Origin of the sequence: Microbispora sp. ATCC PTA-5024, assembly GCF_000511135.2 — a bacterium.
In the GTDB taxonomy this organism is placed as follows: Bacteria; Actinomycetota; Actinomycetes; order Streptosporangiales; family Streptosporangiaceae; genus Microbispora; species Microbispora corallina.
Window position 1 is genome coordinate 258,775 of the sequence record NZ_KI866525.1, and the last position, 22,240, is coordinate 281,014.

Here is a 22,240-nt window from a genome sequence, read left to right on the forward strand (position 1 = left end):
CAGCGGTCGGCAACGGTCAGCGGCGGCGGCGTTCCTCCGGCGGCGGTCAGCGGCGGCCGCGGAAGGTCCGCCGGAGGTCGTCCACCCACTCCCCCGGGATCTCCCACGGGATGAAGTGGCCGCCGCGGTGGTGGGCCGTGACGTTGACGAGGTTGTACCAGGGGGCGCGGTCGCCCTCGAGGTAGCTCTGCACGCGCTGGTCCGTGGTCACGCCGGGCGGGTTCTCGTACCCGACGAAGGTGATGCCGGTGGGCGCCTCCACGACCGGCCACCGGTCGTGGGAGGGGGTCCACGGGTAGCGGTTGTTGTTGGCGTAGGTCCGGATCGAGGTGCCGATCGAGTTCGTCACCCAGTAGATCATGGCGTGGGTGAGCAGGTCGTCCCTGGTGAAGACGGTCTCGATGTCGCCGCCGTTGTCGCTCCACTTCGCCCAGCGTTCGAGGATCCAGGCGAGCATCCCGGCGGGCGAGTCGGACAGCCCGTGGGCCAGCGTGCTCGGGGCGAGCACGTGCGCGGCGAGGTGGACGGCGAACCGCCTGTCCAGCGCGACCACCTGGGCGTGGACGTCGGCGGGCAGTCCCTCGGGGATGGGCCGGCCACCGCTGAGGTCCCAGGCCCGGTCGCCGTTGAACAGGGTGAGCTTCTGGCCGGAGCCGATGTGGACGCCGTACAGCTCGCCGGCGTACTTGTGCCCGAGTTGTCCGGTGACCAGGGCTCCCACGTCGCACCCGGCGGCGGCGTACTTCTCGTACCCGAGCGTGCGGGTCATGAGCGTGTGCCAGAGGTCGGCGACCTTCCAGAAGTTCATGTCGGGGTGGCCCGGCAGCGGGCCGGAGAACCCGAAGCCGGGGAACGAGGGGACGATCACGTCGAACGCCTCGGCGGGGTCGCCGCCGTGCGCCCCGGGGTCGGCCAGCGGGTCCACCACCTTGGCCCAGTGCCAGAACGTCCAGGGCCAGCCGTGCGTGAGGATCAGCGGCGTCGGGTCGGGGCCCACCCCCGGCCGGCGCATGAAGTGCACCGGCACGCCGTCGACCTCGACGCGGTAGTGCTCGTAGGCGTTGATCGCGGCCTCGGCCGCGCGCCAGTCGTAGCCGGTGCGCCAATGGTCGACAAGCTCCCTGAGGTAGGCGGCGCGCACGCCGTAGTACCCGTCCTCGTTGCCCGCGTCGTCCGGCAGGCGGGTCAGCTCCAGGCGCCGTCGCAGGTCGGCGAGCACGTCGTCGGGGACGTGGATCGGCTCCGGCGTCAGTGGGAACGGCCGGGCCCCGGCCGCCGGGGTGGTCTGCCGGCCCCTGGTGTCCTGGCCTGTGGTCTCCTGGTGCAACGTCATCTCCTCATCCGTTCGCGCGGGAGGCACGCGTGGCCGGCCTCACGGCCGCGCCGGTGACGCGGGTGGGGGTCTCGGGTTCGCGTGTCCCGGTCTGTTACGGGCTGACGCCTCCGCTTCGGGTTCCGCGGCGGGTGGGGCCTCCGCTTCGGGTTCCGCGCCTCACGTCCCGCGGTGTGCCCGCCCTCCGCCGTCCTCGCCGGAGCGTTCCCGGTCGAGCTCGACGAGGCGCGTCAGCGCCGGCAACGCCGCCGCGACGGCCTCGCGCTCGGCGGGGCTGAGCTGGTCGGTGAGCTCCGCCAGATGCGCGATCCGGTCGGCCCGCCTCCCTAGGACGACGGCGGCGCCGGCCGCCGTCACGTGCACGAGGACCGCGCGGCCGTCCGACGGGTCCGGCTCGCGCCGCACCAGGCCCTCGCGCTCCAGCTTGGTCACGATCTGCGTGACGGCCGACTGGGTGACCTGCTCGCTGGCCGTCAGGTCGGTGAGCCGCATCGGCCCCCGGCCCTCGAGCGTGTGCAGCACCGACAGCGTCGTGAAGCTCAGGCGCTGCACCGACGGCAGGCGGATGAACATCCGGGTGAACCTCTCCAGCACCGAGGTCAGGCCGACGACGTTCAGCTCGGGGATCTCCTGGGACACGCGCCAGACTGTATCAGAAACTTATATAAGCTTCTAATTCAAATAATGAGGTGCGTCCCATCCTGGGCGTTTCCTAGGCTCCCGGGCATGCGGGACATCGCGCGGCTGCCCAAGGCCCATCTGCACGTTCACCTGGAGAGCACGATCAGACCGGAGACGCTCCGCGAGATCGCCGCCGCCAACGGCCTGCCGGTCCCCCCGCCGCCCGGCCCGTTCGCCGGTTTCCGCGCGTTCGCCGACCACAACTCCCTCGTACGGGACTGCCTCCGGCGGCCGGAGGACTTCCGGAGGATCGCGGTGGAGTTCTGCCGCGACGAGGCGGCCCAGGGCACCCGGTACGCCGAGGTCACGTTCACCGCCGCCTCCCACGGCGAACGGCTGGACGACCTGGAGATGCCGCTGGAGGCCGTGCTCGACGGCCTGGCCGAGGGCGCGGCGGCCCACGGCGTGGAGTGCCGGCTGCTGCTCGACCACTCGCGCCGCCGGTCGGCCGACCGGGCGTGGCGCACGCTGAAGCTCGCCACCCGTTACGCGGACCGCGGGGTCGCCGGGATCGGCATGGCCGGGGAGGAGTCGTACCCTCTCGCGCCGTTCGCCGACGTGATCGCCGCCGCCGCGGACGCCGGGCTCCGCCTCGTGCACCACGCGGGCGAGTGCGAGGGCCCGGAGAGCATCCGGGAGGCCGTCACGATCGGCAGGGCCGAGCGGCTCGGCCACGGCTTCCGCGTCCTGGAGGACGGCGACCTGGTCGCCGAGGTGCGCGAGCGGGGCATCCCGCTGGAGGTCTGCCCGTCGTCCAACGTCGCCCTCGGCCTGGTCGGGTCGCTGGCGGCCCACCCTCTGCCGCTGCTGCTCGACGCCGGGCTCGCCGTCACGCTCAACACCGACATCCCGTCGAGCGCAGGAACGACCCTGTCGGAGGAGTACGCCAGGGTGCGGGACGCCTTCGGCTACGACGACGCCGTCCTGGCCGCTCTCGCCCGGGCGTCGGCCGACGCGTCGTTCGCTCCAGCCGGGACGAAGGAGCGGCTGCGCCGGGAGATCGACGCCTGGCTCGCGTCCCCCGACACGTGACCTTGTCTCCCCCTTGCCCCAACCGTCACGGCTGTGCGCGGGTGTTTCACGTACAGGATGACGGCATTCTGGAATGATCTCGCGTAAAGAGTGCCGGACATCGAGAGACCGTGACTGATGCCCCCCATTGACCAAATAACCGCCTTCGCGTCGGACCACCCGGTCGGAACAGTCATCATCTGCGTGTTCGCCCTGGTCCTGCTCGCGTTGATCGTCTTCGTGCTGCGCACGGTGTTCCGCGCCGTGTCGCGGCTGCTGCGGCGCTGGGCCGCGGGCCGTCCCACCGAGGACATCCTGACCATCGTCGCCGCCAGCATCGCCACCGGGGTGTCGGCGCAGGGCATGTGGCGCTTCTCCGGCGACGTGCTCGGCTTCGACGGGCCGCTGCGCCTGCTGCTTTTCGCCTTCATCGAGGTGGCCGTCATCACCAGCGCGGTCCGCGCCCGCCGCAACATGCGCGAGAACTACTCGGCCGGCATCGACGGCATCGCCGTGTGGGCCCTCACCTGCCTGTCGGCCGTGCTGTCGAGCATGGACGCCCGCAGCCTCGCCGAGGCCGTCTTCCGGCTCGCCGCGCCGCTGGTGGCCGCGTGGCTGTGGGAGCGCGGCATGGCCATCGAGCGGCACCGCATCACCGGCCGGGCCCGGATCAACTGGCGCCTCACCCCGGAGCGGGTCCTCGTGCGGGTCGGCCTGGCCGAGGCGAGCGACCGGACCGCCAGCGAGGTCGACGCCCACCGCAGGCTCACCCGGGTCGCGCTGGCCGCCAAGAAGGCCCGCGCGCTGCGCGAGGCGGGCGCGTCCGACCGCAAGATGCGCGTCGCGCTGGCCCGGCTCGACAAGGCCATGGACCGCGCGGTGGAGTACACGGGCCTCGCGATCGACGACAAGCGGCAGGAGGCGCTGTTGTCGCAGATTGGAGCGCTCTACAACACGGCGGCCCTGATCGACCTGACGCCGCCCGTCCCGTGGGCCCCCGAGCCGGAGCAGCAGCCCGTCGCCGTCGCCGTCCACCCGGCTCTGCCCTCGGGCACCGCCCGGGCGGAGTTCCTCGATGACGACGACGAGGAGGACCGCCCGGTAGACGTCGGCCCCCCGGTGGACGCCGCCCAGCGGGCCGCGCAGCTGCGGGCGGCCCGGCGCTACTGGGACCAGCAGATCGAGCTCAAGTACGTCCCCCGGGCGGCCGACATCGCCCAGGAGGTCGCCATCCCGGTCGCGCTGGCGCGCGAGTGGCGGGCGCTGTGGAAGCTCGAACCGCAGGCGCACGCGCTGCTGGAGGCCGCCTACCGGGAGCACGGCATCGTGGACACCGGGACGTTCCCGGCCATCGAGGTCCCCGAGCGCGTGCTCACGGTGAACGGCTCGTCCTCCGGCGACCACTGACGACGTCGCACCGGTCTCCGGGAGTCCGACGGCTCCCGGGGGCTAGCACACTCCTACTTTCCCGTGACATCTCGGACAGCCGCGGGGGCGTCCTGATATCGCGGCCACACAGGGAGGGTGCCATGGAGATCTCGGGGGACGGTTCGGGACATCGCGTCGCGCGGCTCGACGGCGGACGGGACCAGGTCGGGCGGGCACGCCGCCTGGTGTCGGCCACGCTGGGCCGCGACCACCCGCGGCACGACGACTGCGTGCTGCTGACGAGTGAGATAGCCACCAACGCCGTCGTCCACTCGCGGTCGGGCCTGGGCGGCACGTTCACGATCACCGTGGCATGCCTGGCCGACCGGGTGCGGGTCGGCGTCGAGGACGACGGCTCCGCCGGGCCTCCCTGTGCCGGCCACGCCGTCCCCGAGGGGCCGAACGGCCGGGGCCTGCCGCTGCTCGACGCCCTCTCCGACCGCTGGGGACTCGTCCGGGAGGGCGGCCGCAACGAGGTGTGGTTCGAGATCTGGTTCGACGCCGAGCGGGACCGGCGCCCCGCCGCCGCCCACCCGGGCCGCTGGTCGTCCGCCCGCACCCGTACGGGCGCCTGCGACGCCGCCCGCGCCTGAGCGCGTGAGGGACCGTCCCGGAGCGGTCAGACCGGTTCGGTCAGGGGCCGCAGGAGGCGGCGCGGGCCTTCGAGCAGGCGGGTGACCGGGTCGTCCCTCCGGTCGCAGGCCGTCGGCCGGACCGGCCGCGCCTCGACGTCCTCCGGCGGCACCGGGCCGCCGCACTCGGGACACGTCCCCGCCTGGTCTAGCGGGGACCCGCAGAGCGCGTGCGTGTAGAGCTTGCTCGGCCCGTCCGGCGACAGGTAACGGCCGCCCCACCGCGACAGCGCGTGGACCGCGGGCCACAGGTCTCGTCCCATCTGGGTCAGCACGTACTCGTCGCGCGGGGGCGACTGCTGGTAGCGGCGCCGTTCCAGGACGCCGGCCGCGGTAAGCGCCGCCAGCCGGTCGGCGAGGACCGCCCGCGGGATGTCCAGATGAGCCACGAAGTCGCTGTACCGCCGCACGCCGTAGAACGCGTCGCGGATCACCAGCAGCGTCCACCGCTCGCCGACCAACTCCAGGGCCCGCGCCAGCGAGCAGTCCTGGCCCTCGTAGTCCTTGCCCAGCGCCATGCGGCCAGTCTATCCGCTAGTTCAATCACCGAACCATCACTGCTAGGGTTTCCCCCTGTTGGTTCGATGAACGAACTCAAAGACAGACCTTGGAGTCGCCGTGACGCTCTCGCCTCCTCGCGCCGCGCTGCCGCCGGCCGACCAGGCGCACCGGTCCGCCACCCTACTCGTGGGCTGCGCCGCCACCCTGCTCGTGCTCATGAACTACAGCGCGCCGGCCACCACGCTGCCCCAGACGGCGGCGGGCCTCGGCGCGGGCCCGATCGGCCAGGTCTGGATCCTCAACGGGATCGCCCTCGGCCTCGCCGCGACGCTGCTCACGGCCGGCACGCTGGCCGACGACCACGGGCGCAAGCGCGTCTTCCTGATCGGGTCGGCCGTGCTGGCGGCCGCCTCCGTCGTCTGCGCCGCCGCGGGCGGGACGCTCGTCTTCGTGCTCGCGCGGATCGTGCAGGGCGGGGCCAGCGCCGCCATGCTCAGCGCAAGCCTCGGCATGATCGCCCACGCCTTCCCTCCGGGCGCCTCCCGGGTGAGGGCCACGGCGGCCTGGGGCGCGATGATCGGCGCCGGTCTGACGGCCGGCCCGCCGCTGTCGGCCGTGCTCGCCCAGTGGGGCAGCTGGCGGCTCGTCTACTGGGTCCTCGGCGGCGTGGCCGCCCTGCTCACGCTGGCCGGTGTCCTGCGCCTTCGGGAGTCGCGGGCCGAGACGCCCCGCAGGATGGACGTGCCGGGCGTGCTCGCCCTCGGGCTCGGGCTGACGGCGCTGCTGACGGCGCTGACCCAGGGCCGCGCCGGGTGGGCGAGCGTCTCCGTCGTCGTCCTGTTCGCCGCGGCCGCCGTGCTGCTCGCCGCGTTCGTGGCGATCGAGGCGCGGTCGCGGGCCCCGATGCTCGACCTGTCGCTGTTCCGCCGGCCGCCGTTCCTGGCGTCGATCGGCGGCGCCCTGGTCACCGGTCTGGCCGTGATCGGGCCCCTGACGTACCTGGCCACGATCGTCCAGGTGACCCACGGGTTCGCCCCACTGGAGGCGGCGGGCATGACGGCGATCTGGACGAGCGTGTCGGCCGTCTCCTCGATCGTCGCGGGCCGGACGCGGCTGCCCGGCCGCGCCCAGCTCGCCGCCGGGCTCGCGGTGGGTGCGGCCGGCGACCTCGGCCTCCTCGGCACGGCGGGCCACTGGTCGTGGGGACGGGCGTCCGCGGCGCTCGTGCTGATCGGGATCGGCAGCGGCCTCGCCAACGCGGCCCTCGCCCGCCTGTCCGTCGAGAGCGTGCCGGCGGGCCGCGCAGCCATGGGCTCCGGCGCGAACAACACCGCCCGCTACATCGGCGGCTCCGTCGGCGTGGCCGCCGCGGTCGCCGTCGTCGGCGCCGCACGGACGGCGGCCGCCGGGACCGACGTCATGTTCGTCGCCGCCGCCGTCGCCGCCGCCCTCGGCGCCGTGCTCGCCCTCGCCCTCCGGGACCGTACGGCCGGCGGGTGAGGGGCGACCCCGTCAGGAGGAGGGGAGCAGGGAGACCTTGTCGGAGCAGACCTGGACGACCTGGAAGCGGTGCCCGGCGACGCCGAACTCGTCGCCCACCTTGACGTCGACGGTGGCGGGGTCGCCGGGGCGTCCGCCGAGCAGCGTCAGGGTCGCGGCGTGGTCGTCGCCGATCACGTTGATCCCGGCGCGGGCGCCGCCCGCCAGGGGGTACGTGCCGCCCTGGAGCACGTGGACGGCGCCGGACCGGTCGGTCCCCGCGCAGGCGGAGGCGTCCGCGCCTCCCCCGCCGGACGACGAGCAGGACGCGACCGCCGGGAGCAGCGCCAGGACGAGTGCGGCCGCGGCGAACGGCCGCGCGAGCGGGCGAGGCGACCGCGCAGACGCCGCGAGCGGGACACGGGACGGGATCGGCCTCATGCGCGAGCCTCCAGGTCGGCGAATCCCGGGCCGTCCGCGTCGATCGCGACGACCGTGTACGGCCGGCCGGCGATCCGCGCCGTGTCCCCCACGCCGAGGGCGAAGGTGTCGCGCGGCACGCCGTCGACGTTCACGGTGAAGGTCACCCGGTCGGGGGTGAGGTCGTTGATCCCGACGAGCAGGGCCTCCCCCTGATGCTCCATCCGGTACGGGATGCCGCGGCGCAGCCGCCACCTGTCCATCTCACTTCCCCACGGTCAGCTTCTGCGGGTCGTCGAACATGCGCTTGAACTCGTCGGGCGTGACCACCAGGTCGGGCGATCCCGGTCCCCACGGGTTCCCCAGGACCATCTTGCCGTTCTGGAAGCCCTTCACGTAGAACACGTGCCGCGTCACGTACGCCTTCTTCAGGTGGTCCGGCACGCCGTCCATGTTCGAGTGGCTCGACACGATGACCGGGTGGCCGGAGTCGAACGCCTTCTTGACATCGTCGTAGTCGAGGTCGATGCCGTCCGCGTCGTTCCCGGTGACGTACGGCGGGGCCTTGTCGGTGAAGTCCCACTCGACGGCGCCGTAGTCGCCGTGCTCCTTGCGGTCGTAGCGGGAGTCGCCGTCCTTGCCGTCGGGGGCGCCTCCGTCGTCGTCGCCGTAGAGGAGGGCGAACGCCTTCTCGTAGTAGGCCGGCCAGCTCTCGGTCGTCGTGCCGTTGCTCACGCTGCGGGCGAAGGCGATGTTCCCGCCGGAGTCGAGGGGGAGGTCGGGGGTCATGGTGACCCAGTGCAGGTTGCCGTCCTTGTCCCAGACCCGTACGGAGATCGTGCCGTTGGCGTTCTGCCGGATGCCGTCCTGGATGAACTTCGGGTCGGCGGCGGCCGTCGCCTTAAGGGAGGCGATGTACCAGCAGTCGCCGAGCGTGCCCTGCGCCACCTCGCTCGCCTGGACGCCGCCGTCGGCGAACAGCGGCACGTTCGGCACGCCGTAGTGCAGGCCCGACGTGGAGACGCCGCTCTGGCTGTTGACGCCGTCTAGGAACACGTCCGTGGTGTCGAACCCCGGCTGCACGCCGGGCAGGTCGGCGGCCAGCTTGGCCCACGCACCGGGACCCGACCGCTCCAGCAGATGGCTGAGCAGGTCGCGCCGCTCCCCCTCCGGGAGGCCGTTGGCGTCGAACGGGTTGTACCAGTGGTCGCCGGTGTCGGAGATCAGCGCGCCGAACCGCTTGAGGTCGGCGTCGTCGAGCTTGGACAGCAGCAGGTCGAGCTCGGCGGGGGTGAGCTCCTCGAGCCGTTTGGCCACCTCGCGGACGTCGTCCCGGTTGCCGTTCGTGCCGAAGTCCTTGCCGTTCAGGCCCTTGATCAGGTCGAGAACCTGGTTGACCTTCGCCTCGTCGGGCTCGGCCCGGTCGAAGACGACCATGGGGTCGACGACCGTGCCGGGCGGGAACCCGCCGTTGGGCGGCGAGATCCGGTCGCAGCGGCGGTCGATCTCCCCCGCCTCGCCGGGGAGCGAGGTGGCCAGCACGCCGGGCAGGCCCTTCGCCGGGCCGCCGCGCATGGCGTCGAGGAGGGGCTGGGACGTGGTCGGCGCCACGCCGCCGAGCGCGGCCTCCGCGTCGGCGAGCACCTTGGCCAGGTCCCGGTGCAGCGGCGCGGCCGTGCCGCCCGCCTTGCGCATCTCCCGCGCCAGCCCGCGGATCTTGTCGACGTCGAAGCCCACGTAGCTCATCGGCCCGCCTTCGCCTCCTTCCCGGCCTTGTCCGCCGCCTGTTCGAGCCGGTCCGCCTCGGCGATCCAGGAGCCCGCGTCGTTCACGAGCTGGGTCGCCATGCCGCGCAGGCCGCGCTGCCGGTCGGTCAGCCGGCCGGTGATCTCGTGGGCGTACCAGCCCTGCCAGGCGTCCTTCGCGGTCGCCAGCGACACGGCCTGGTCGAGGCAGGGGCCGAGCCCCTCCGCGATCGACCGGGCGCGCCGCGCGCATTCCCTCAGCTCATGGGCGCGCCGGCGCATAGATTCGGGGCTTTCCTCCGGATCCTTCGGGATCATGACGCAATGCTACTGATGATTGTCATGATGCGCGGGAGGTATGAGAAGGCGGCGCGGGATAGGTCGTCGCCTTGGTGGTAGACCCACTCCGATGAGATCCTGCGCAGGAGGTGCATACCAACTAAATCAGTCGGGATAGTGGGAGGACCTATGGCCCTGCCGGACTTTCTGATCATCGGGGTGCCCAAGGCCGGCACGACCGCGCTGCACTCCGCCCTGGCCCGCCATCCCGGGCTGTTCATGTCGCCCGTCAAGGAGCCGAAGTTCTTCCTCACCGACGGGCCGCCGCCCGCGAAGGGCGGCCCGGGCGACGCCGAGACCTACCGGGAGCACGTGTGGCGGCGCTCCGACTACGAGGCGTTGTTCGACGACGCCCCGGAGGGGACGCTGCGGGGCGAGTCGACCCCCTTCTACCTGTACGACCCGGACGCCCAGCGGCGGATCAGGGAGACCGTCCCCAGCGCCCGGCTCGTCGTCTCGCTGCGGGACCCGGTGGAGCGGGCGCACTCCAACTGGACGCACCTGTGGTCGGCCGGGCTGGAGCCCGTCGGCGACGTCATCGAGGCGTGCGCGGCAGAGAAGCGGCGGGTCGCGGAGGGCTGGTCGCCGTTCTGGCACTACATCGGGCTCGGCAGGTACGGCGAGCAGTTGCGGCACCTGTTCTCGCTGTTCCCGCGCGAGCAGGTGCTGCTGTTCCGCTACCGGGACCTGGTCGACCGCCCGGCCGAGACGCTGGACAGGATCTGCGGCTTCCTGGGGGTCGAGCAGGGGCTGGTGACGGAGGTGCCCAGGGAGAACGTGACGGCCCATCCCCCGCAGAGCCACCGGCACCGGCTGCTGGCCCGGCTCGTCCGGCTCGGCGACCCGGTGCTGGGCCAGCGGATCACGGCGCCGATGGAGCGGCTGCTGCAGAGCAGGGGCCGGCCCCGGCAGCCGCTGACCTGGGCCCAGCGGCAGGAGCTGCTCGCCTACTTCGCGGCCGACATCGCGGTGCTACAGGACGTGACGGACGAGGATTTCAGCGACTGGCTGCGCCCGCGCGAGCGGTCGGGCGGGCTGGTGGGCAGCCGTCCCGTGGGCCAGCGGCAGGCGCGCAACGGCCGTCCCCGCGGCGGCTCGTGACGGCCCGCTGACACGAGGCAGGGCCTCCTGCACAGGCGCGGGTTCCCGCAGGCCGGGACACGGCCCGCGGGTCTGGGGGGCGCCAGAGTCAGGCCGGGCGGAACTCGGTGCGCAGGTCGTGGGCGCCGCCGGGCCCGGTCAGCTCGTAGTAGAGCCGGTGGCCGCCCCGCACGGGCACGATGGACAGGTAGCGCAGGCCCCCGCCGCCGTGGGCCGACTGGGCGGCGGGCTCGGTTCCGGTCGCCGTCAGCGTGGACGGGTCAGGGCCGATCGCCACGCCCGTGCGCTCCTCGTAGTTCTCGGCCGCCGACGCGCGCCCGTCGTAGTAGGCGATGACGGTCTCGCCGCTGAACGTGACCGCGCTGACGCGCACCCCGCGGGAGTCCCAGGCGCCGGGCCGCCGGTCGAGGGCGGTGCCGTGCCACGACCACTCCAGGCCGTCGGGGCTGGTCGCGTAGTCGGTCACCATCTGGTCGGCCTCGTCGGGGTCCTCCAGCGGATGGCAGGACGCCCACAGGTGCCAGACGCCGCCGTGGTGGAGGATCACGGGGTCCTTCACGCCGGTCTTGAGGTCGCCCGGCAGCACGACCCGCGCGTTCGCCGGGTCGAAGTCCGCCGGGTCGTCGGCCTCGATGACCTCGACCCGCCAGTGCTTGGTGCCGTAGGTGGCGCAGCTGAGGTAGAGCCGCCACGTCCCCTCGGGGGTGACGACGAGCGTCGGCCGCTCCAGCGACTCGGTCTTCATCGCCTCCTTGGTGAGGGTCAGCAGGGGCTCGAAGCGCTCCCCGTCCGCCGACCTGGCCACCTGGACGGCGTAGCCGCGGCCGGAGCCGATGGGCCGCCGCAGCCGGTAGGCCAGGTAGATCCATCCGTCCCTGCTCACGGCGCTGGGCGCGCCGGCCCAGAAGCCCGGCCCGTCTCCGGGTGGGGGGACCGCGACGACTGACCGTTCCGGCTGCGGTACGAACACGAGGATCTCCGTTGCTGCAAGACGACGGTGGACGGCCCGGCCTCGGGCGCTCACCCCTGATAACAGAGGAGCGGGGGGTGCGCCAAGCGCCCTCGCCCACCAGGCTGCCATCTCTATACAAAACCCGCTGGGTTTACGGGTTTTCGTCATGATAGGTCAGGTCCGTCCGTGCTCGCGCCTCCGGGATTGCTGAGCGACGGCTGAACCCCCCGCGCCGAAGCGGCGTATCTCGGGACGTAAGGGCATGCCGACACAGTTCTGACCACTCTCAGGAGGCCCCATGCGGGCACGTATCGTCACGCTCTGCGCCGCGCCGCTCGCGCTGGCGCTGGCCGGCGCGGCCCCCGCGCACTCCCAGCCGGCGTCCGCCGCGTCCGCCGGGACCGCCCACACGCCCACCCGGTTCGCCGAGGTGGACCTGGTCTCCGACGTCGCGGGCAAGGCCGCCGTCACCGACCCGAAGCTGGTCAACCCGTGGGGGCTCGCCATGGGGGCGACGCTGTGGGTGTCCGACGCCGGGACCGGGACGGCCACCGTCTACACGGGCGGCGCGGGGACGGTGAAGAAAGCCCCCACGCAGGTGTGGATCCCGGGCGGCACCCCCACGGGCCAGGTCGCCTACAGCGGCGAGGGCTTCACGATCAAGGGGAAGGCGGGCACCGCGCCGGCGTCGTTCATCTTCTCCAGCCCGAGCGGGGCCATCACGGCGTGGAGCGCCAAGGCCGACCCGGGCAACGCGATCATCGGCGCCTTCACCCGCGGCGCCGACTACAAGGGCCTGGCGGTCATGCGGACCAACCGCGGCACGTTCCTGCTCGCGCCGTCGTTCTCGCACGGCCGCGTGCACGTCTTCGACGACGACTTCGCCCGGGTGCGGCTGTCGCGCTGGCAGTTCCGCGACCGGTTCCTCCCCTCGTCCTATTCGCCGTTCAACGTGGAGGTGCTGGGCGGCTCGGTGTTCGTCGCGTACGCCAAGCGCGACCCGGAGACCGGCAAGGCCGTGGCGGGACGCGGCAACGGGTTCGTGAGCCAGTTCACCCCCGGCGGCCGGTTCGTCCGGCGCTTCGCCAGCCGCGGCCCGCTGAACGCGCCGTGGGCGATGACGATCGCGCCGAGCGGGTTCGGGACCTACCGCGGCGCGCTGCTCGTCGGCAACTTCGGCGACGGGTGGATCAACGCGTACAACCCGCGGAACGGCCGCTACCTCGGCCCGCTGCGGAAGGCGGACGGCAGGGCGGTGGCGGTCGAGGGGCTGTGGGACCTCGAACCGGGCACGCAGCAGAACGGGGGCGCCGACGCCCTGTGGTTCTCGGCGGGCATCGGCAAGGCGCAGCACGGCCTGCTCGGCCTGATCCGCCCGGCCGGCGCGGGCGGCGTCCCGTCGGCCTCGGCGTCGCCTACCCCGTCCGCGACGGCCACTCCCCGGCCGTCGCACTCCCACGCGCCGTCCGGCGGCTACGGCTACTGAGCGACGGCGCCGGACGGCCGGACCATATCGAGCGGAGGGCGGCGCGGCCGGCCACCGGGTGCGGCGGCGGCCCGTCGCCGCACCCGGCACTCCACGAGGCGGTATATGACTGGAGACATGCAGAAGGCAGACATCGGTGTGACCGGTCTGGCGACGATGGGCCGCAACCTCGCCCGCAACTTCGCCCACCACGGTCATGTGGTCGCGGTGCACAACCGGACCGAGAGCCGTACCACCCGGTTCATGGAGGAGCACAGGGACGAGGGCGCGTTCGTGCCGTCGTCCACCGTGGAGGAGTTCGTGGCCAGCCTCGAACGCCCCCGCAAGGCGATCATCATGGTCAAGGCGGGCGCCCCGACCGACGCCGTGATCGAGGAGCTGGCGGCCGTCATGGAGCCGGGCGACATGATCATCGACGGCGGCAACGCCCACTACGCCGACACCCGGCGGCGGGAGGCGGCGCTGCGCGAGCGGGGCATCCACTTCGTCGGCACCGGCATCTCGGGCGGCGAGGAGGGCGCGCTCAACGGCCCGAGCATCATGCCGGGCGGCGCCGCCGAGGCGTACGAGACACTGGGCCCGCTGCTGGAGGACATCGCCGCCAAGGTCGACGGCGTCCCCTGCTGCGTGCACGTCGGCCCCGACGGCGCCGGCCACTTCGTGAAGATGGTGCACAACGGCATCGAGTACTCCGACATGCAGCTCATCGCGGAGTCGTACGACCTGCTCAGGCAGGCCCTCGGGCTGAGCCCGAAGGAGCTCGCCGACGTGTTCCGCGAGTGGAACAGGGGCGACCTGGAGTCGTACCTGATCGAGATCACGGCCGAGGTGCTGGGCCACGTGGACCCGGCGACCGGCAAGCCGTTCGTCGACGTGGTGGTCGACCAGGCCGAGCAGAAGGGCACCGGCCGCTGGACGGTGCAGAGCGCGCTCGAGCTCGGGATCCCGGTGAGCGGCATCGCCGAGGCGGTCTTCGCCCGGGCGCTGTCGGGCCACCCCGAGCAGCGGGCGGCCGCCCGGACGCTGACCGGGCCCTCCGGCACGGCGGGCGACTCCGGCCTCGTCGAGGACGTCCGCCGGGCGCTGTACGCCTCGAAGGTCGTGGCGTACGCCCAGGGCTTCGACCAGATGGCGGCGGCCAGCCGCGAGTACGGCTGGAACGTGAACCTCGGCGCGATGGCCACGATCTGGCGCGGCGGCTGCATCATCAGGGCCCGGTTCCTCGACCGGATCCGGGCGGCCTACGACGCCGACCCGGCGCTGCCCACGCTGCTCGTCGACCCGCACTTCGCGTCGGCGCTTGAGGAGGCGCAGGAGTCGTGGCGGAAGGTCGTGGCGACGGCCGCCACGATCGGCGTCCCCACCCCCGGCTTCTCCTCAGCCCTCGCCTACTACGACGCCCTCCGCAGGGACCGCCTCCCGGCGGCGCTCGTCCAGGGCCTGCGGGACTTCTTCGGCGCCCACACCTACCGCCGGGTGGACCGCGAGGGCGTCTTCCACACCGACTGGTCGGGCGACCGCTCCGAAAGGCCCGCCTGACCGCGTCCCCGGCGGCGCCCCCCGGGTGCGCCGGCCGGTCCGGCGCCTGTACGGCTCACGCCCGCGCGGGGGTGTGAGCCGTACAGGCCCTCGGTCACAAGGGGAGGGCCCGCCCGGTCACGGCGACCGGGCGGGCCCTTCCACGTGTTCCGGCGGGCCGCCGGGAGGTCAGTCGAGGACGGCGGCGACCGCCGGCTCGGCCTGCCGGCTCTCGCCGGGGGCGCCGCTGCGCAGCGGCACGTGCTTGACCAGCGCGGCCAGCACCGGCACCAGCACGGCGAACGCGATCGCCCACAGGAACACGTTGCCGATGGCCCCGGCGAGCGCGTCCAGGAAGGGCACCTTGATCTGCGGGGGCAGGTGGCTGAGCGTGGCCGGGTCCATCCGGCCGCCGCCGGCGCTCACGGCGCCCGCGGCCTGCGGGCCGAGCTTCTCGGCGAGGTTGTCGGCGAGGCGGTTGTTGAAGATCGCCCCGAAGAGCGAGACGCCGAACGAGCCGCCGATGGACCGGAAGAACGTGCTGGCGCTGCTCGCGACGCCGAGGTCCTTCTGCTCGACGCTGTTCTGCGCGATCAGCATCGTGGTCTGCATCAGGAAGCCCATGCCGAGGCCGAGGACCGCGATGAACAGGCCGGTCTGCCACGACGGGGTGTGGGCGTCCTGCAGGCCCAGCAGCAGCATGCCGACGGCCATGATCGCCCCGCCGACGACGGGGTAGATCCGGTACTTCCCGGTCTTCGTGATCGCCCGGCCGACGAACAGCGACACGACCATCGCCGCGGCCATCATCGGCAGCAGGAGCAGGCCGGAGTTGGTCGCGCTCGCGCCCTGGACCAGCTGCTGGAACAGCGGGATGAAGCTGATCGCGCCGAACATCGCGAAGCCGAGCAGGAAGCCGATCAGCGAGATCAGCGTGAAGTTGCGGTTGCCGAACACGTGCAGCGGCATGATCGGCTCCGCCGCCCGCCGCTCGATCGGGATGAAGACGGCGATCGCCACGACGGCCACGACGGCCAGCGAGATGATCTGCCAGGAGCCCCACGGGTACCCGTGCGCCTGGCCGCCCCACGACGTGATCAGCACGAGCGCGGTGATGCCCACGGTGAGCACGCCGGCGCCGAGCCAGTCGATGCGGTGCTCGGTGCGGTACTTCGGCAGGTGGAGCCGGAGCAGCAGCCAGACCAGCGCCACGCCCCCGAGCGGCAGGTTCACGTAGAAGGCCCACCGCCAGTTGAGGTGGTCGGTGATGAAGCCGCCGACCAGCGGGCCGGCGATCATCGCCAGGGACATGATGGCGGCCATGATGCCCTGGTACTGCCCGCGCTCGCGGGGCGGGACGAGGTCGCCGATGATGGCCATCACGTTGACCATGAGGCCGCCGGCGCCGAGGCCCTGGAGGGCGCGGAACGCGATCAGCTCGACCATGCCGTCCCCCGTGCCGCCGAAGATCGACGAGCCGGCCATGCCGCACAGGGCGGAGCCGACGAGGAAGAGCACGATGGAACCCATGAAGATGTTCTTACGGCCGTACAGGTCGCCGAGCTTGCCCCAGATCGGGGTCGACACGGTCGTGCCCAGGACGTAGGCCGTGGTCACCCAGGTGAAGTACTCGAGACCGTTCAGCTCACCGACGATGCGCGGCATGGCGGTGCCCACGATCATGTTGTCGAGCATGGCGAGCATGATCGCGAGCATGAGGCCGGGCAAGACGGCCATTACTTCCTTCGACCGCCCCGGCGCGGCCGCGGTCTCCGTCATGGTGACGCCCCCCTTGAGAGAATCTTTGCTTACTTGACGACCGGCTAGTGAACGGGATTACGGTATTCTCCTTACTTGCCGGCCGTCAAGTTAATAAGGGATCAGCAGGCATGGGTGCACACACGGACACGAGGAGCCGCATTCAGGAGGTCGCCCTCCGGCTCTTCACGGAACAGGGCTACGAGGCGACCTCGCTCAGGGAGATCGCCGAGGCGCTCGGGGTGACCAAGGCCGCGCTGTACTACCACTTCCGGACTAAAGAGGACATCGTCGTCAGCCTCACCGAGGACCGGATCGCGGCCCTCGATGAGCTGATCGCGTGGGCGGCCCGCCAGCCGAGGGGCCCGCGGACGCGGGCCGAGATCCTCCGCCGGTACGTCGAGGACATGAACCGCGGCCGCCACCACGAGGTGATGCGGTTCATGGAGCGCAACCAGACGGCGCTGCGCGGCCACAACAAGATGGAGATGATCCGCGAGCGCATGACGGCGCTGCTCGACGTGCTCGGCGAGCCCGGCGACCCGATCACGACCAGGCTCAGGCGCGCGATGGGCATCTTCACACTGCACGCGGTGTGGTTCGTGCTCATCGACGACGACCTGACCGAGGAGCAGCGGATGGACGCCGCGTTCCAGGTGGCCCAGGAATTGATCGAGGGCGCGGACGGTTGTCGGCCTGCTGAAGGGTAGGTGAGCCGAATGCTTTTCGGACAGGAACATGTGAAGCGCTACGTCGAGACCGACGGCGACGAGGGCCACGACTGGCAGGGCACGATTGTGGCGATCCTCACGACCACCGGCAGGAAGTCGGGGAACAGGCACAGCACGCCGCTGATCTACCAGCCGTACGGCGACGACTATCTGGTGGTCGCCTCCAAGGGCGGGGCCGACACCCCGCCGCTGTGGTACCTGAACCTGCAGGCCGACCCCGAGGTCGAGTTCCAGATCAAGGGCGACAGGTTCAAGGCGCGGGCGCGCACCGCGACGCCCGAGGAGAAGCCGGACATGTGGCGGGTCATGGCGGCCACCTGGCCCGCGTACGACGAGTACCAGAAGAAGACGGACCGGGAGATCCCGGTCGTCGTCATCGAGCGCGCGTAGCGCACCCCGAGCCGGGGTTCCGTCTTCGCGGACAGCCTGTCCGCGGGCGGCCGTCGGCGGTATCTTTCCCGCGTGATCGGCTGGGGACGGGGAGGTACCGTGAGCGACGGCCGCACCGCGGAGATCGTGATCGCCGAGGCCCGGAAGGCGTTCTGGGTCATGGTCGGCTTCCTGGCGCTGATCTGGGTGGTCCAGGTGGTCAACTGGGCGGACGGCTACGGCCTCAGCTACAGCTACGGCATCCGGGCCTGGGACGCCGCCCGGCTGCCCGGCATCGTGTCCGCGCCCCTGCTGCACTGGAGCTGGGCGCACATCGAGGGCAACTCCGGGCCGCTGTTCATCTTCGGCTTCCTGGCCGCCTACCGGGGCGTGCGCAAGTTCCTCGGCGTCACCGCGCTGATCGCGGTCGCGAGCGGGCTCGGCTCCTGGTTCACGGCCGACTCCGGGGCGATCGGGGCGGGCGCGAGCGGGCTGGTGTTCGGCTACTTCGGGTACGTCCTGGTCCGCGGGGCCTTCGACCGGCACCTGATCGACATCGTCATCGGCCTGGTCATGGGCTTGTGCTTCGCCTACCAGTTCGCTGGGCTGCTGCCGGCCGAGGGGATCGGGTGGCAGGCCCACCTGTTCGGGTTCGCGGGCGGCATCCTCGGCGGCTACCTGTTCCGGGAGCGGCGCGCTGCCGCCGCGGGGACGCCCGCGGCGCCCGCCTCCGGGGAGGGGAAGTCGGCCCTGCTCAAGGAGATCGAGGACCTGGGCCTCTGACCGGCGCGCCGCGGCACCACCAGCCCCGGCCGGCGGCCCGCCTCACGACTCGATGTCGGGCGGGTGGAACGGCACCCGGGCCGTCAGCGAGAACCCGCCCTCGGGGGTGGGGCCGTAGCAGAGCCGCCCCCCGATCAGGGTCAGCCGTTCCCGCAGGCCGGCCAGGCCGTACCCGGAATCGCACGGCGCCTCGAAGCCGCGGCGGGCCGGCCGGGAGCCCCCGCTGTTGACCACCGAGAGGCTCACCGCGTTGCCGTGGGCCTCGCAGGCCACCTGCACGTCCGCGCCCGGCGCGTGCTTGCGGACGTTGTTCAGCCCCTCCTGGACGACCCGGTAGCAGACGTGCCCCGCCTCCCGTGACATCTCCTCGACCGGGACGTCGAGGTGGAGCGCCACCCGCAGCCCCGTGGCGCGGCTCTCCTCCACGAGCTGGGGGATGCCCTCCACGCCCTCGGCGGAGGGCGGCAGGTCCCGGCGGCGCAGCGCGGTGAGCAGTTCGCGCAGCTCGGTCAGCGCCCGCACGCCCTTGTCCTCGATGCTCCTGGCCAGCTTGCGGATGTCGCCGATGTCCTCGGTGTCCTGGATGAGGCCGGCGTTCAGCACCATCACGGTCACGGCGTGGGTCACGGTGTCGTGCAGCTCGGCCGCGATGCGCCGGCGCTCCTGGGCCGCGGCGCGCTCCTCGCGCACCCGGACGCCCTCACGCAGCTCGCCGATCATCCGCTGGTAGTCGCGCACCCACGTCCCGACGAGGGCGGGCAGGAAGACGAGCGTGAGCCCCCGCACGGCGACCAGGTGGACGAACTGGTCGGTGGACGGTTCGGCGTAGTCGACCGCCATGTAGGCGAGCGTCATGGCGCCCACCACCCACGGCCAGTGGCGCACCCTGCTCTCCGCGGTCATCGAGTACGCGGCCAGCGTCAGCGGCACCAGCTGCCCGGTCAGCACCGCGCAGACGACGGCGCCGGCGACCATCGGCCAGGCCGACCGCCGGCGCCCCAGCATCGCCGCCGCGGTGGCCGCCCCTGCGGCGAGCTGGAGCCACTGCGGCGCCGAGACGAGTGAGAAGGACCGCCCGGTCAGCGTGAACGGAATCGTGAACGCGAGGACGGCAAGGGCCAGCAGCACGTCGACGAACGCTCCGCGGCGCCACGGCGCGAGCCTGGCCCACTTCTCCCCCATACCGCTAGTTTGGGGGCTTGACCTGCGACTTCTCGCATCGCCACACACCCTTTTGCCGCTCCTGGGCCACGGCTTGCCCGAGGCCGTGTGGCCGGCGCCCGAGGCCGCGGTTCCGGCTCCCGCAGCGGGCGAGGGTCGAAACACCGCGGCGGCTTGGGCAGGATAAGGAGGGTGAGCGAAAGCATGAGCCTGCTGCGGCGCCTTCCCCCTGACCCCGAACCCGACGCCCTGTTCGACGCGTTCGTGTCGTGGAACGCCGAGCGGGGGCTCACGCTCTACCCCGCGCAGGAGGAGGCCCTCATCGAGGTCGTCTCCGGCAACAACGTGATCGTGTCCACCCCCACGGGGTCGGGCAAGAGCCTGGTCGCCGCCGGGGCCCACTTCGCCGCGCTCGCCCGCGACGAGATCAGCTTCTACACCGCGCCCATCAAGGCCCTGGTGTCGGAGAAGTTCTTCGACCTGTGCGCGCTGTTCGGCACCGAGAACGTCGGCATGATGACCGGCGACGCCACGGTGAACGCCGACGCGCCCGTGATCTGCTGCACCGCGGAGATCCTCGCGCAGATCGCGCTGCGGGACGGCGCCGACGCCGACGTGGGCACGGTCATCATGGACGAGTTCCACTTCTACGCCGAGCCCGACCGGGGGTGGGCGTGGCAGGTTCCGCTGCTGGAGCTGCCGCAGGCCCAGTTCGTGCTGATGTCGGCCACGCTCGGCGACGTCGCGCGCTTCCAGACCGACCTCACCCGCCGTACCGGCCGGCCCACGAGCGTCGTGAAGCACGCGGAGCGGCCGGTGCCGCTCATCTACTCCTACCGGCTCACGCCCCTGCACGAGACGCTGGAGGAGCTGCTGGCCACCCAGCAGGCGCCGGTCTACGTGGTGCACTTCACCCAGGCCGCCGCGATGGAGCGGGCCCAGGCGCTGATGAGCATCAACATGTGCACCAAGGCGGAGAAGGAGGCCATCGCGCAGCTCATCGGCGGCTTCCGGTTCACCACGCGGTTCGGCCGGGCCCTGTCGCGGCTCGTCCGGCACGGCATCGGCGTCCACCACGCCGGCATGCTGCCCAAGTACCGCCGGCTGGTCGAGCGGCTGGCCCAGGCCGGGCTGCTGAAGGTCATCTGCGGCACCGACACGCTGGGCGTCGGCGTCAACGTGCCGATCAGGACCGTGCTGTTCACCGCCCTGTCGAAGTTCGACGGCACCAAGGTGCGGCGGCTGCGCGCCCGGGAGTTCCACCAGATCGCCGGGCGGGCCGGCCGCGCGGGGTTCGACACGGTGGGGTACGTCGTGTGCCAGGCGCCCGACCACGTGATCGAGAACGAGCGGGCCCTGGCCAAGATCGGCGACGACCCGAAGCGGCGGCGCGGGTACGCCCGCAAGAAGCCGCCGGAGGGGTTCGTCGGCTGGAGCGAGGACACCTTCGAGAAGCTCCAGACGGCCGAGCCCGAGCCGCTGACCTCGCGCTTCAAGGTCAGCAACGCCATGCTCCTGTCGGTGATCAACCGGCCGGGCGACTGCTTCCAGGCGATGAAGCGGCTGCTCACCGACAACCACGAGGACCGCAAGGCCCAGCGGCGGCACATCAGCCACGCCATCGCGATCTACCGCTCGCTGCTCGCCGGCGGCATCGTGGAGACACTGCGCGAGCCCGACGAGCACGGCCGCCGGGCCCGGCTCACCGTCGACCTCCAGGAGGACTTCGCGCTCAACCAGGCCCTGTCCACGTTCGCGCTCGCCGCGTTCGAGCTGCTCGACTCCGGCTCGCCGACGTACGCGCTGGACATGGTCTCGATCGTCGAGTCGACGCTCGACGACCCGCGGCAGATCCTGCACGCGCAGCTGAACAAGGCCCGCGCCGAGGCCGTGGCGCAGATGAAGGCCGACGGGATCGAGTACGAGGAGCGGATGGAGCGCCTCGCCGAGATCACCCACCCGATGCCGCTGGCCGACCTGCTCTTCGGCGCGTACGAGACCTACCGGCGCGGCCACCCCTGGGTCGGCGACCACGCGGTGAGCCCGAAGACGATCGTCCGGGACATGTACGAGCGGGCGATGACCTTCACCGAGTACATCCAGTTCTACGAGCTGGCCCGCTCGGAGGGCACCGTGCTGCGCTACCTGGCCGACGCCTACCGGACGCTGTCGAAGACGGTCCCCGAGCACCTCAAGACCGACGAGCTCATCGACCTCATCGAATGGCTGGGCGAGCTGGTGCGCCAGGTGGACTCCAGCCTGATCGACGAGTGGGAGAAGCTGGCCAACCCGTCGGAGGCCCTCGAGTCGCGCGACGAGCTGGAGACCCGCACCCGGCCGGTCACCGCGAACGCCCGGGCGTTCCGGGTGCTGGTGCGCAACGCGATGTTCCGGATGGTGGAGCTGGCCGCCCTCGACAAGGAGGAGGAGCTCGTCGAGCTCTATCCGGACGTGGACTGGGGGGCCGCGCTCGACGCCTACTACGCCGAGCACGACGAGATCGGCACCGGCCCGGCCGCCCGCGGCCCGGCGCTGCTGCTCATCGAGGAGGAGAAGGAGCTCTGGCGGGTGCGCCAGATCGTCGACGACCCGGCCGGCGACCACGACTGGGGGATCAGCGCCGAGGTCGACCTCGCCGCGTCCGACGAGGAGGGCCAGGCCGTGCTGCACGTCACCGGCCTCACCCGCATGTAGCCCCCCGCGCGCGTGGCTGCGCACGGCCCCGGGCCGTACCCGCCTCCTGGCCCGCGGCCGCAGGCGCGCCGTCCCGGCGCGGGGCCGTCAGCCGCCGGAGGTGGCGTCCTCGGCGCCG

At 72.3% G+C, this 22,240-nt stretch carries 21 protein-coding genes; 11 read left to right on the forward strand and 10 right to left on the reverse strand.

Translation table 11 applies throughout. The features are described 5' to 3' along the window. Positions 1–46: 46 nt before the first annotated feature. Together MPTA5024_RS27155 and MPTA5024_RS27160 are read right to left on the reverse strand one after the other, a co-directional pair. Positions 47–1,333, reverse strand: a complete 1,287-nt coding sequence (locus tag MPTA5024_RS27155) for an epoxide hydrolase family protein (protein WP_084370053.1) — start codon at positions 1,331–1,333, stop codon at positions 47–49. A gap of 159 nt (positions 1,334–1,492) precedes the next feature. Further along, the gene (locus MPTA5024_RS27160; RefSeq protein ID WP_051458739.1) at positions 1,493–1,972 is read right to left on the reverse strand and encodes a MarR family winged helix-turn-helix transcriptional regulator; all 480 of its coding nucleotides are present in this window, start codon (positions 1,970–1,972) and stop codon (positions 1,493–1,495) included. Positions 1,973–2,059: 87 nt separating this feature from the next. Here MPTA5024_RS27160 and add point away from each other — a divergent pair, with 87 nt between their 5' ends. The 3 genes from add (at position 2,060) to MPTA5024_RS27175 (ending at position 5,046) form a co-directional block, all read left to right on the forward strand. Beyond that, the gene (gene add, locus MPTA5024_RS27165) at positions 2,060–3,046 is read left to right on the forward strand and encodes an adenosine deaminase (protein ID WP_036329856.1); all 987 of its coding nucleotides are present in this window, start codon (positions 2,060–2,062) and stop codon (positions 3,044–3,046) included. Positions 3,047–3,163: 117 nt separating this feature from the next. Further along, a complete protein-coding gene (locus tag MPTA5024_RS27170; protein ID WP_036329858.1) occupies positions 3,164–4,432 on the forward strand; it encodes a hypothetical protein in 1,269 nt (422 codons plus the stop codon). A gap of 122 nt (positions 4,433–4,554) precedes the next feature. Then, the gene (locus tag MPTA5024_RS27175) at positions 4,555–5,046 is read left to right on the forward strand and encodes an ATP-binding protein (protein ID WP_063794785.1); all 492 of its coding nucleotides are present in this window, start codon (positions 4,555–4,557) and stop codon (positions 5,044–5,046) included. Between the two features lie 26 nt (positions 5,047–5,072). Here MPTA5024_RS27175 and MPTA5024_RS27180 read toward each other — a convergent pair whose 3' ends face one another. Continuing rightward, the gene (locus tag MPTA5024_RS27180; protein ID WP_036329860.1) at positions 5,073–5,603 is read right to left on the reverse strand and encodes a winged helix-turn-helix transcriptional regulator; all 531 of its coding nucleotides are present in this window, start codon (positions 5,601–5,603) and stop codon (positions 5,073–5,075) included. Positions 5,604–5,703: 100 nt separating this feature from the next. Here MPTA5024_RS27180 and MPTA5024_RS27185 point away from each other — a divergent pair, with 100 nt between their 5' ends. Continuing rightward, positions 5,704–7,086, forward strand: a complete 1,383-nt coding sequence (locus tag MPTA5024_RS27185; RefSeq protein ID WP_198167424.1) for an MFS transporter — start codon at positions 5,704–5,706, stop codon at positions 7,084–7,086. Positions 7,087–7,098: 12 nt separating this feature from the next. On the opposite strand, the gene MPTA5024_RS27190 is transcribed toward MPTA5024_RS27185, so the two are convergent. The 4 genes from MPTA5024_RS27190 to MPTA5024_RS27205 are packed head-to-tail and all read right to left on the reverse strand — an operon-like array spanning position 7,099 to position 9,548. Next, on the reverse strand, positions 7,099–7,506 hold the full coding sequence (locus MPTA5024_RS27190; protein WP_036329862.1) for a hypothetical protein: 408 nt from the start codon (positions 7,504–7,506) through the stop codon (positions 7,099–7,101). Next, a complete protein-coding gene (locus MPTA5024_RS27195) occupies positions 7,503–7,748 on the reverse strand; it encodes a hypothetical protein (RefSeq protein WP_036329864.1) in 246 nt (81 codons plus the stop codon). The genes MPTA5024_RS27190 and MPTA5024_RS27195 overlap by 4 nt, the downstream gene beginning before the upstream one ends. A 1-nt stretch (position 7,749) precedes the next feature. Continuing rightward, on the reverse strand, positions 7,750–9,231 hold the full coding sequence (locus MPTA5024_RS27200; RefSeq protein ID WP_036329866.1) for a C2 family cysteine protease: 1,482 nt from the start codon (positions 9,229–9,231) through the stop codon (positions 7,750–7,752). Next, positions 9,228–9,548 (reverse strand): hypothetical protein, encoded by a 321-nt coding sequence (locus MPTA5024_RS27205; protein ID WP_036329868.1) that lies wholly within the window; start codon positions 9,546–9,548, stop codon positions 9,228–9,230. The genes MPTA5024_RS27200 and MPTA5024_RS27205 overlap by 4 nt, the downstream gene beginning before the upstream one ends. A gap of 150 nt (positions 9,549–9,698) precedes the next feature. Here MPTA5024_RS27205 and MPTA5024_RS27210 point away from each other — a divergent pair, with 150 nt between their 5' ends. Continuing rightward, positions 9,699–10,670 carry a sulfotransferase family protein gene (locus tag MPTA5024_RS27210; protein WP_036329869.1) on the forward strand — a complete coding sequence of 324 codons (972 nt, stop codon included), beginning with the start codon at positions 9,699–9,701 and terminating at the stop codon, positions 10,668–10,670. An 88-nt stretch (positions 10,671–10,758) separates the two neighbouring features. Here MPTA5024_RS27210 and MPTA5024_RS27215 read toward each other — a convergent pair whose 3' ends face one another. Next, positions 10,759–11,640: a hypothetical protein gene (locus MPTA5024_RS27215; RefSeq protein WP_232326661.1), complete on the reverse strand. Its 882-nt coding sequence runs from the start codon at positions 11,638–11,640 to the stop codon at positions 10,759–10,761. A 280-nt stretch (positions 11,641–11,920) separates the two neighbouring features. On the opposite strand from MPTA5024_RS27215, the gene MPTA5024_RS27220 reads away from it, so the two are divergent. Both MPTA5024_RS27220 and gndA read left to right on the forward strand, forming a co-directional pair. Continuing rightward, positions 11,921–13,108 (forward strand): TIGR03118 family protein, encoded by a 1,188-nt coding sequence (locus MPTA5024_RS27220; protein ID WP_051458741.1) that lies wholly within the window; start codon positions 11,921–11,923, stop codon positions 13,106–13,108. 117 nt (positions 13,109–13,225) lie between these two features. Then, positions 13,226–14,647, forward strand: coding sequence for an NADP-dependent phosphogluconate dehydrogenase (gene gndA, locus MPTA5024_RS27225; protein ID WP_051458742.1), 1,422 nt, complete (start codon positions 13,226–13,228; stop codon positions 14,645–14,647). Between the two features lie 168 nt (positions 14,648–14,815). Here gndA and MPTA5024_RS27230 read toward each other — a convergent pair whose 3' ends face one another. Further along, complete coding sequence (locus MPTA5024_RS27230; RefSeq protein WP_036329873.1) at positions 14,816–16,405, reverse strand: MDR family MFS transporter; 1,590 nt, start codon at positions 16,403–16,405, stop codon at positions 14,816–14,818. Positions 16,406–16,515: 110 nt separating this feature from the next. Between MPTA5024_RS27230 and MPTA5024_RS27235 the strand changes: the two genes are divergently transcribed. The 3 genes from MPTA5024_RS27235 (at position 16,516) to MPTA5024_RS27245 (ending at position 18,267) form a co-directional block, all read left to right on the forward strand. Next, a complete protein-coding gene (locus MPTA5024_RS27235; protein WP_036329874.1) occupies positions 16,516–17,094 on the forward strand; it encodes a TetR/AcrR family transcriptional regulator in 579 nt (192 codons plus the stop codon). Positions 17,095–17,103: 9 nt separating this feature from the next. Next, the gene (locus tag MPTA5024_RS27240) at positions 17,104–17,505 is read left to right on the forward strand and encodes a nitroreductase family deazaflavin-dependent oxidoreductase (protein ID WP_036329876.1); all 402 of its coding nucleotides are present in this window, start codon (positions 17,104–17,106) and stop codon (positions 17,503–17,505) included. A 99-nt stretch (positions 17,506–17,604) separates the two neighbouring features. Continuing rightward, positions 17,605–18,267 carry a rhomboid family intramembrane serine protease gene (locus tag MPTA5024_RS27245; RefSeq protein WP_036329878.1) on the forward strand — a complete coding sequence of 221 codons (663 nt, stop codon included), beginning with the start codon at positions 17,605–17,607 and terminating at the stop codon, positions 18,265–18,267. Positions 18,268–18,309: 42 nt separating this feature from the next. Here the strand turns inward: MPTA5024_RS27245 and MPTA5024_RS27250 are convergent, their stop codons facing one another. Continuing rightward, the gene (locus MPTA5024_RS27250; protein WP_051458743.1) at positions 18,310–19,449 is read right to left on the reverse strand and encodes a sensor histidine kinase; all 1,140 of its coding nucleotides are present in this window, start codon (positions 19,447–19,449) and stop codon (positions 18,310–18,312) included. Positions 19,450–19,632: 183 nt separating this feature from the next. Between MPTA5024_RS27250 and MPTA5024_RS27255 the strand changes: the two genes are divergently transcribed. After that, complete coding sequence (locus tag MPTA5024_RS27255; protein WP_036329884.1) at positions 19,633–22,122, forward strand: DEAD/DEAH box helicase; 2,490 nt, start codon at positions 19,633–19,635, stop codon at positions 22,120–22,122. The last annotated feature ends 118 nt before the right edge of the window (positions 22,123–22,240 follow it).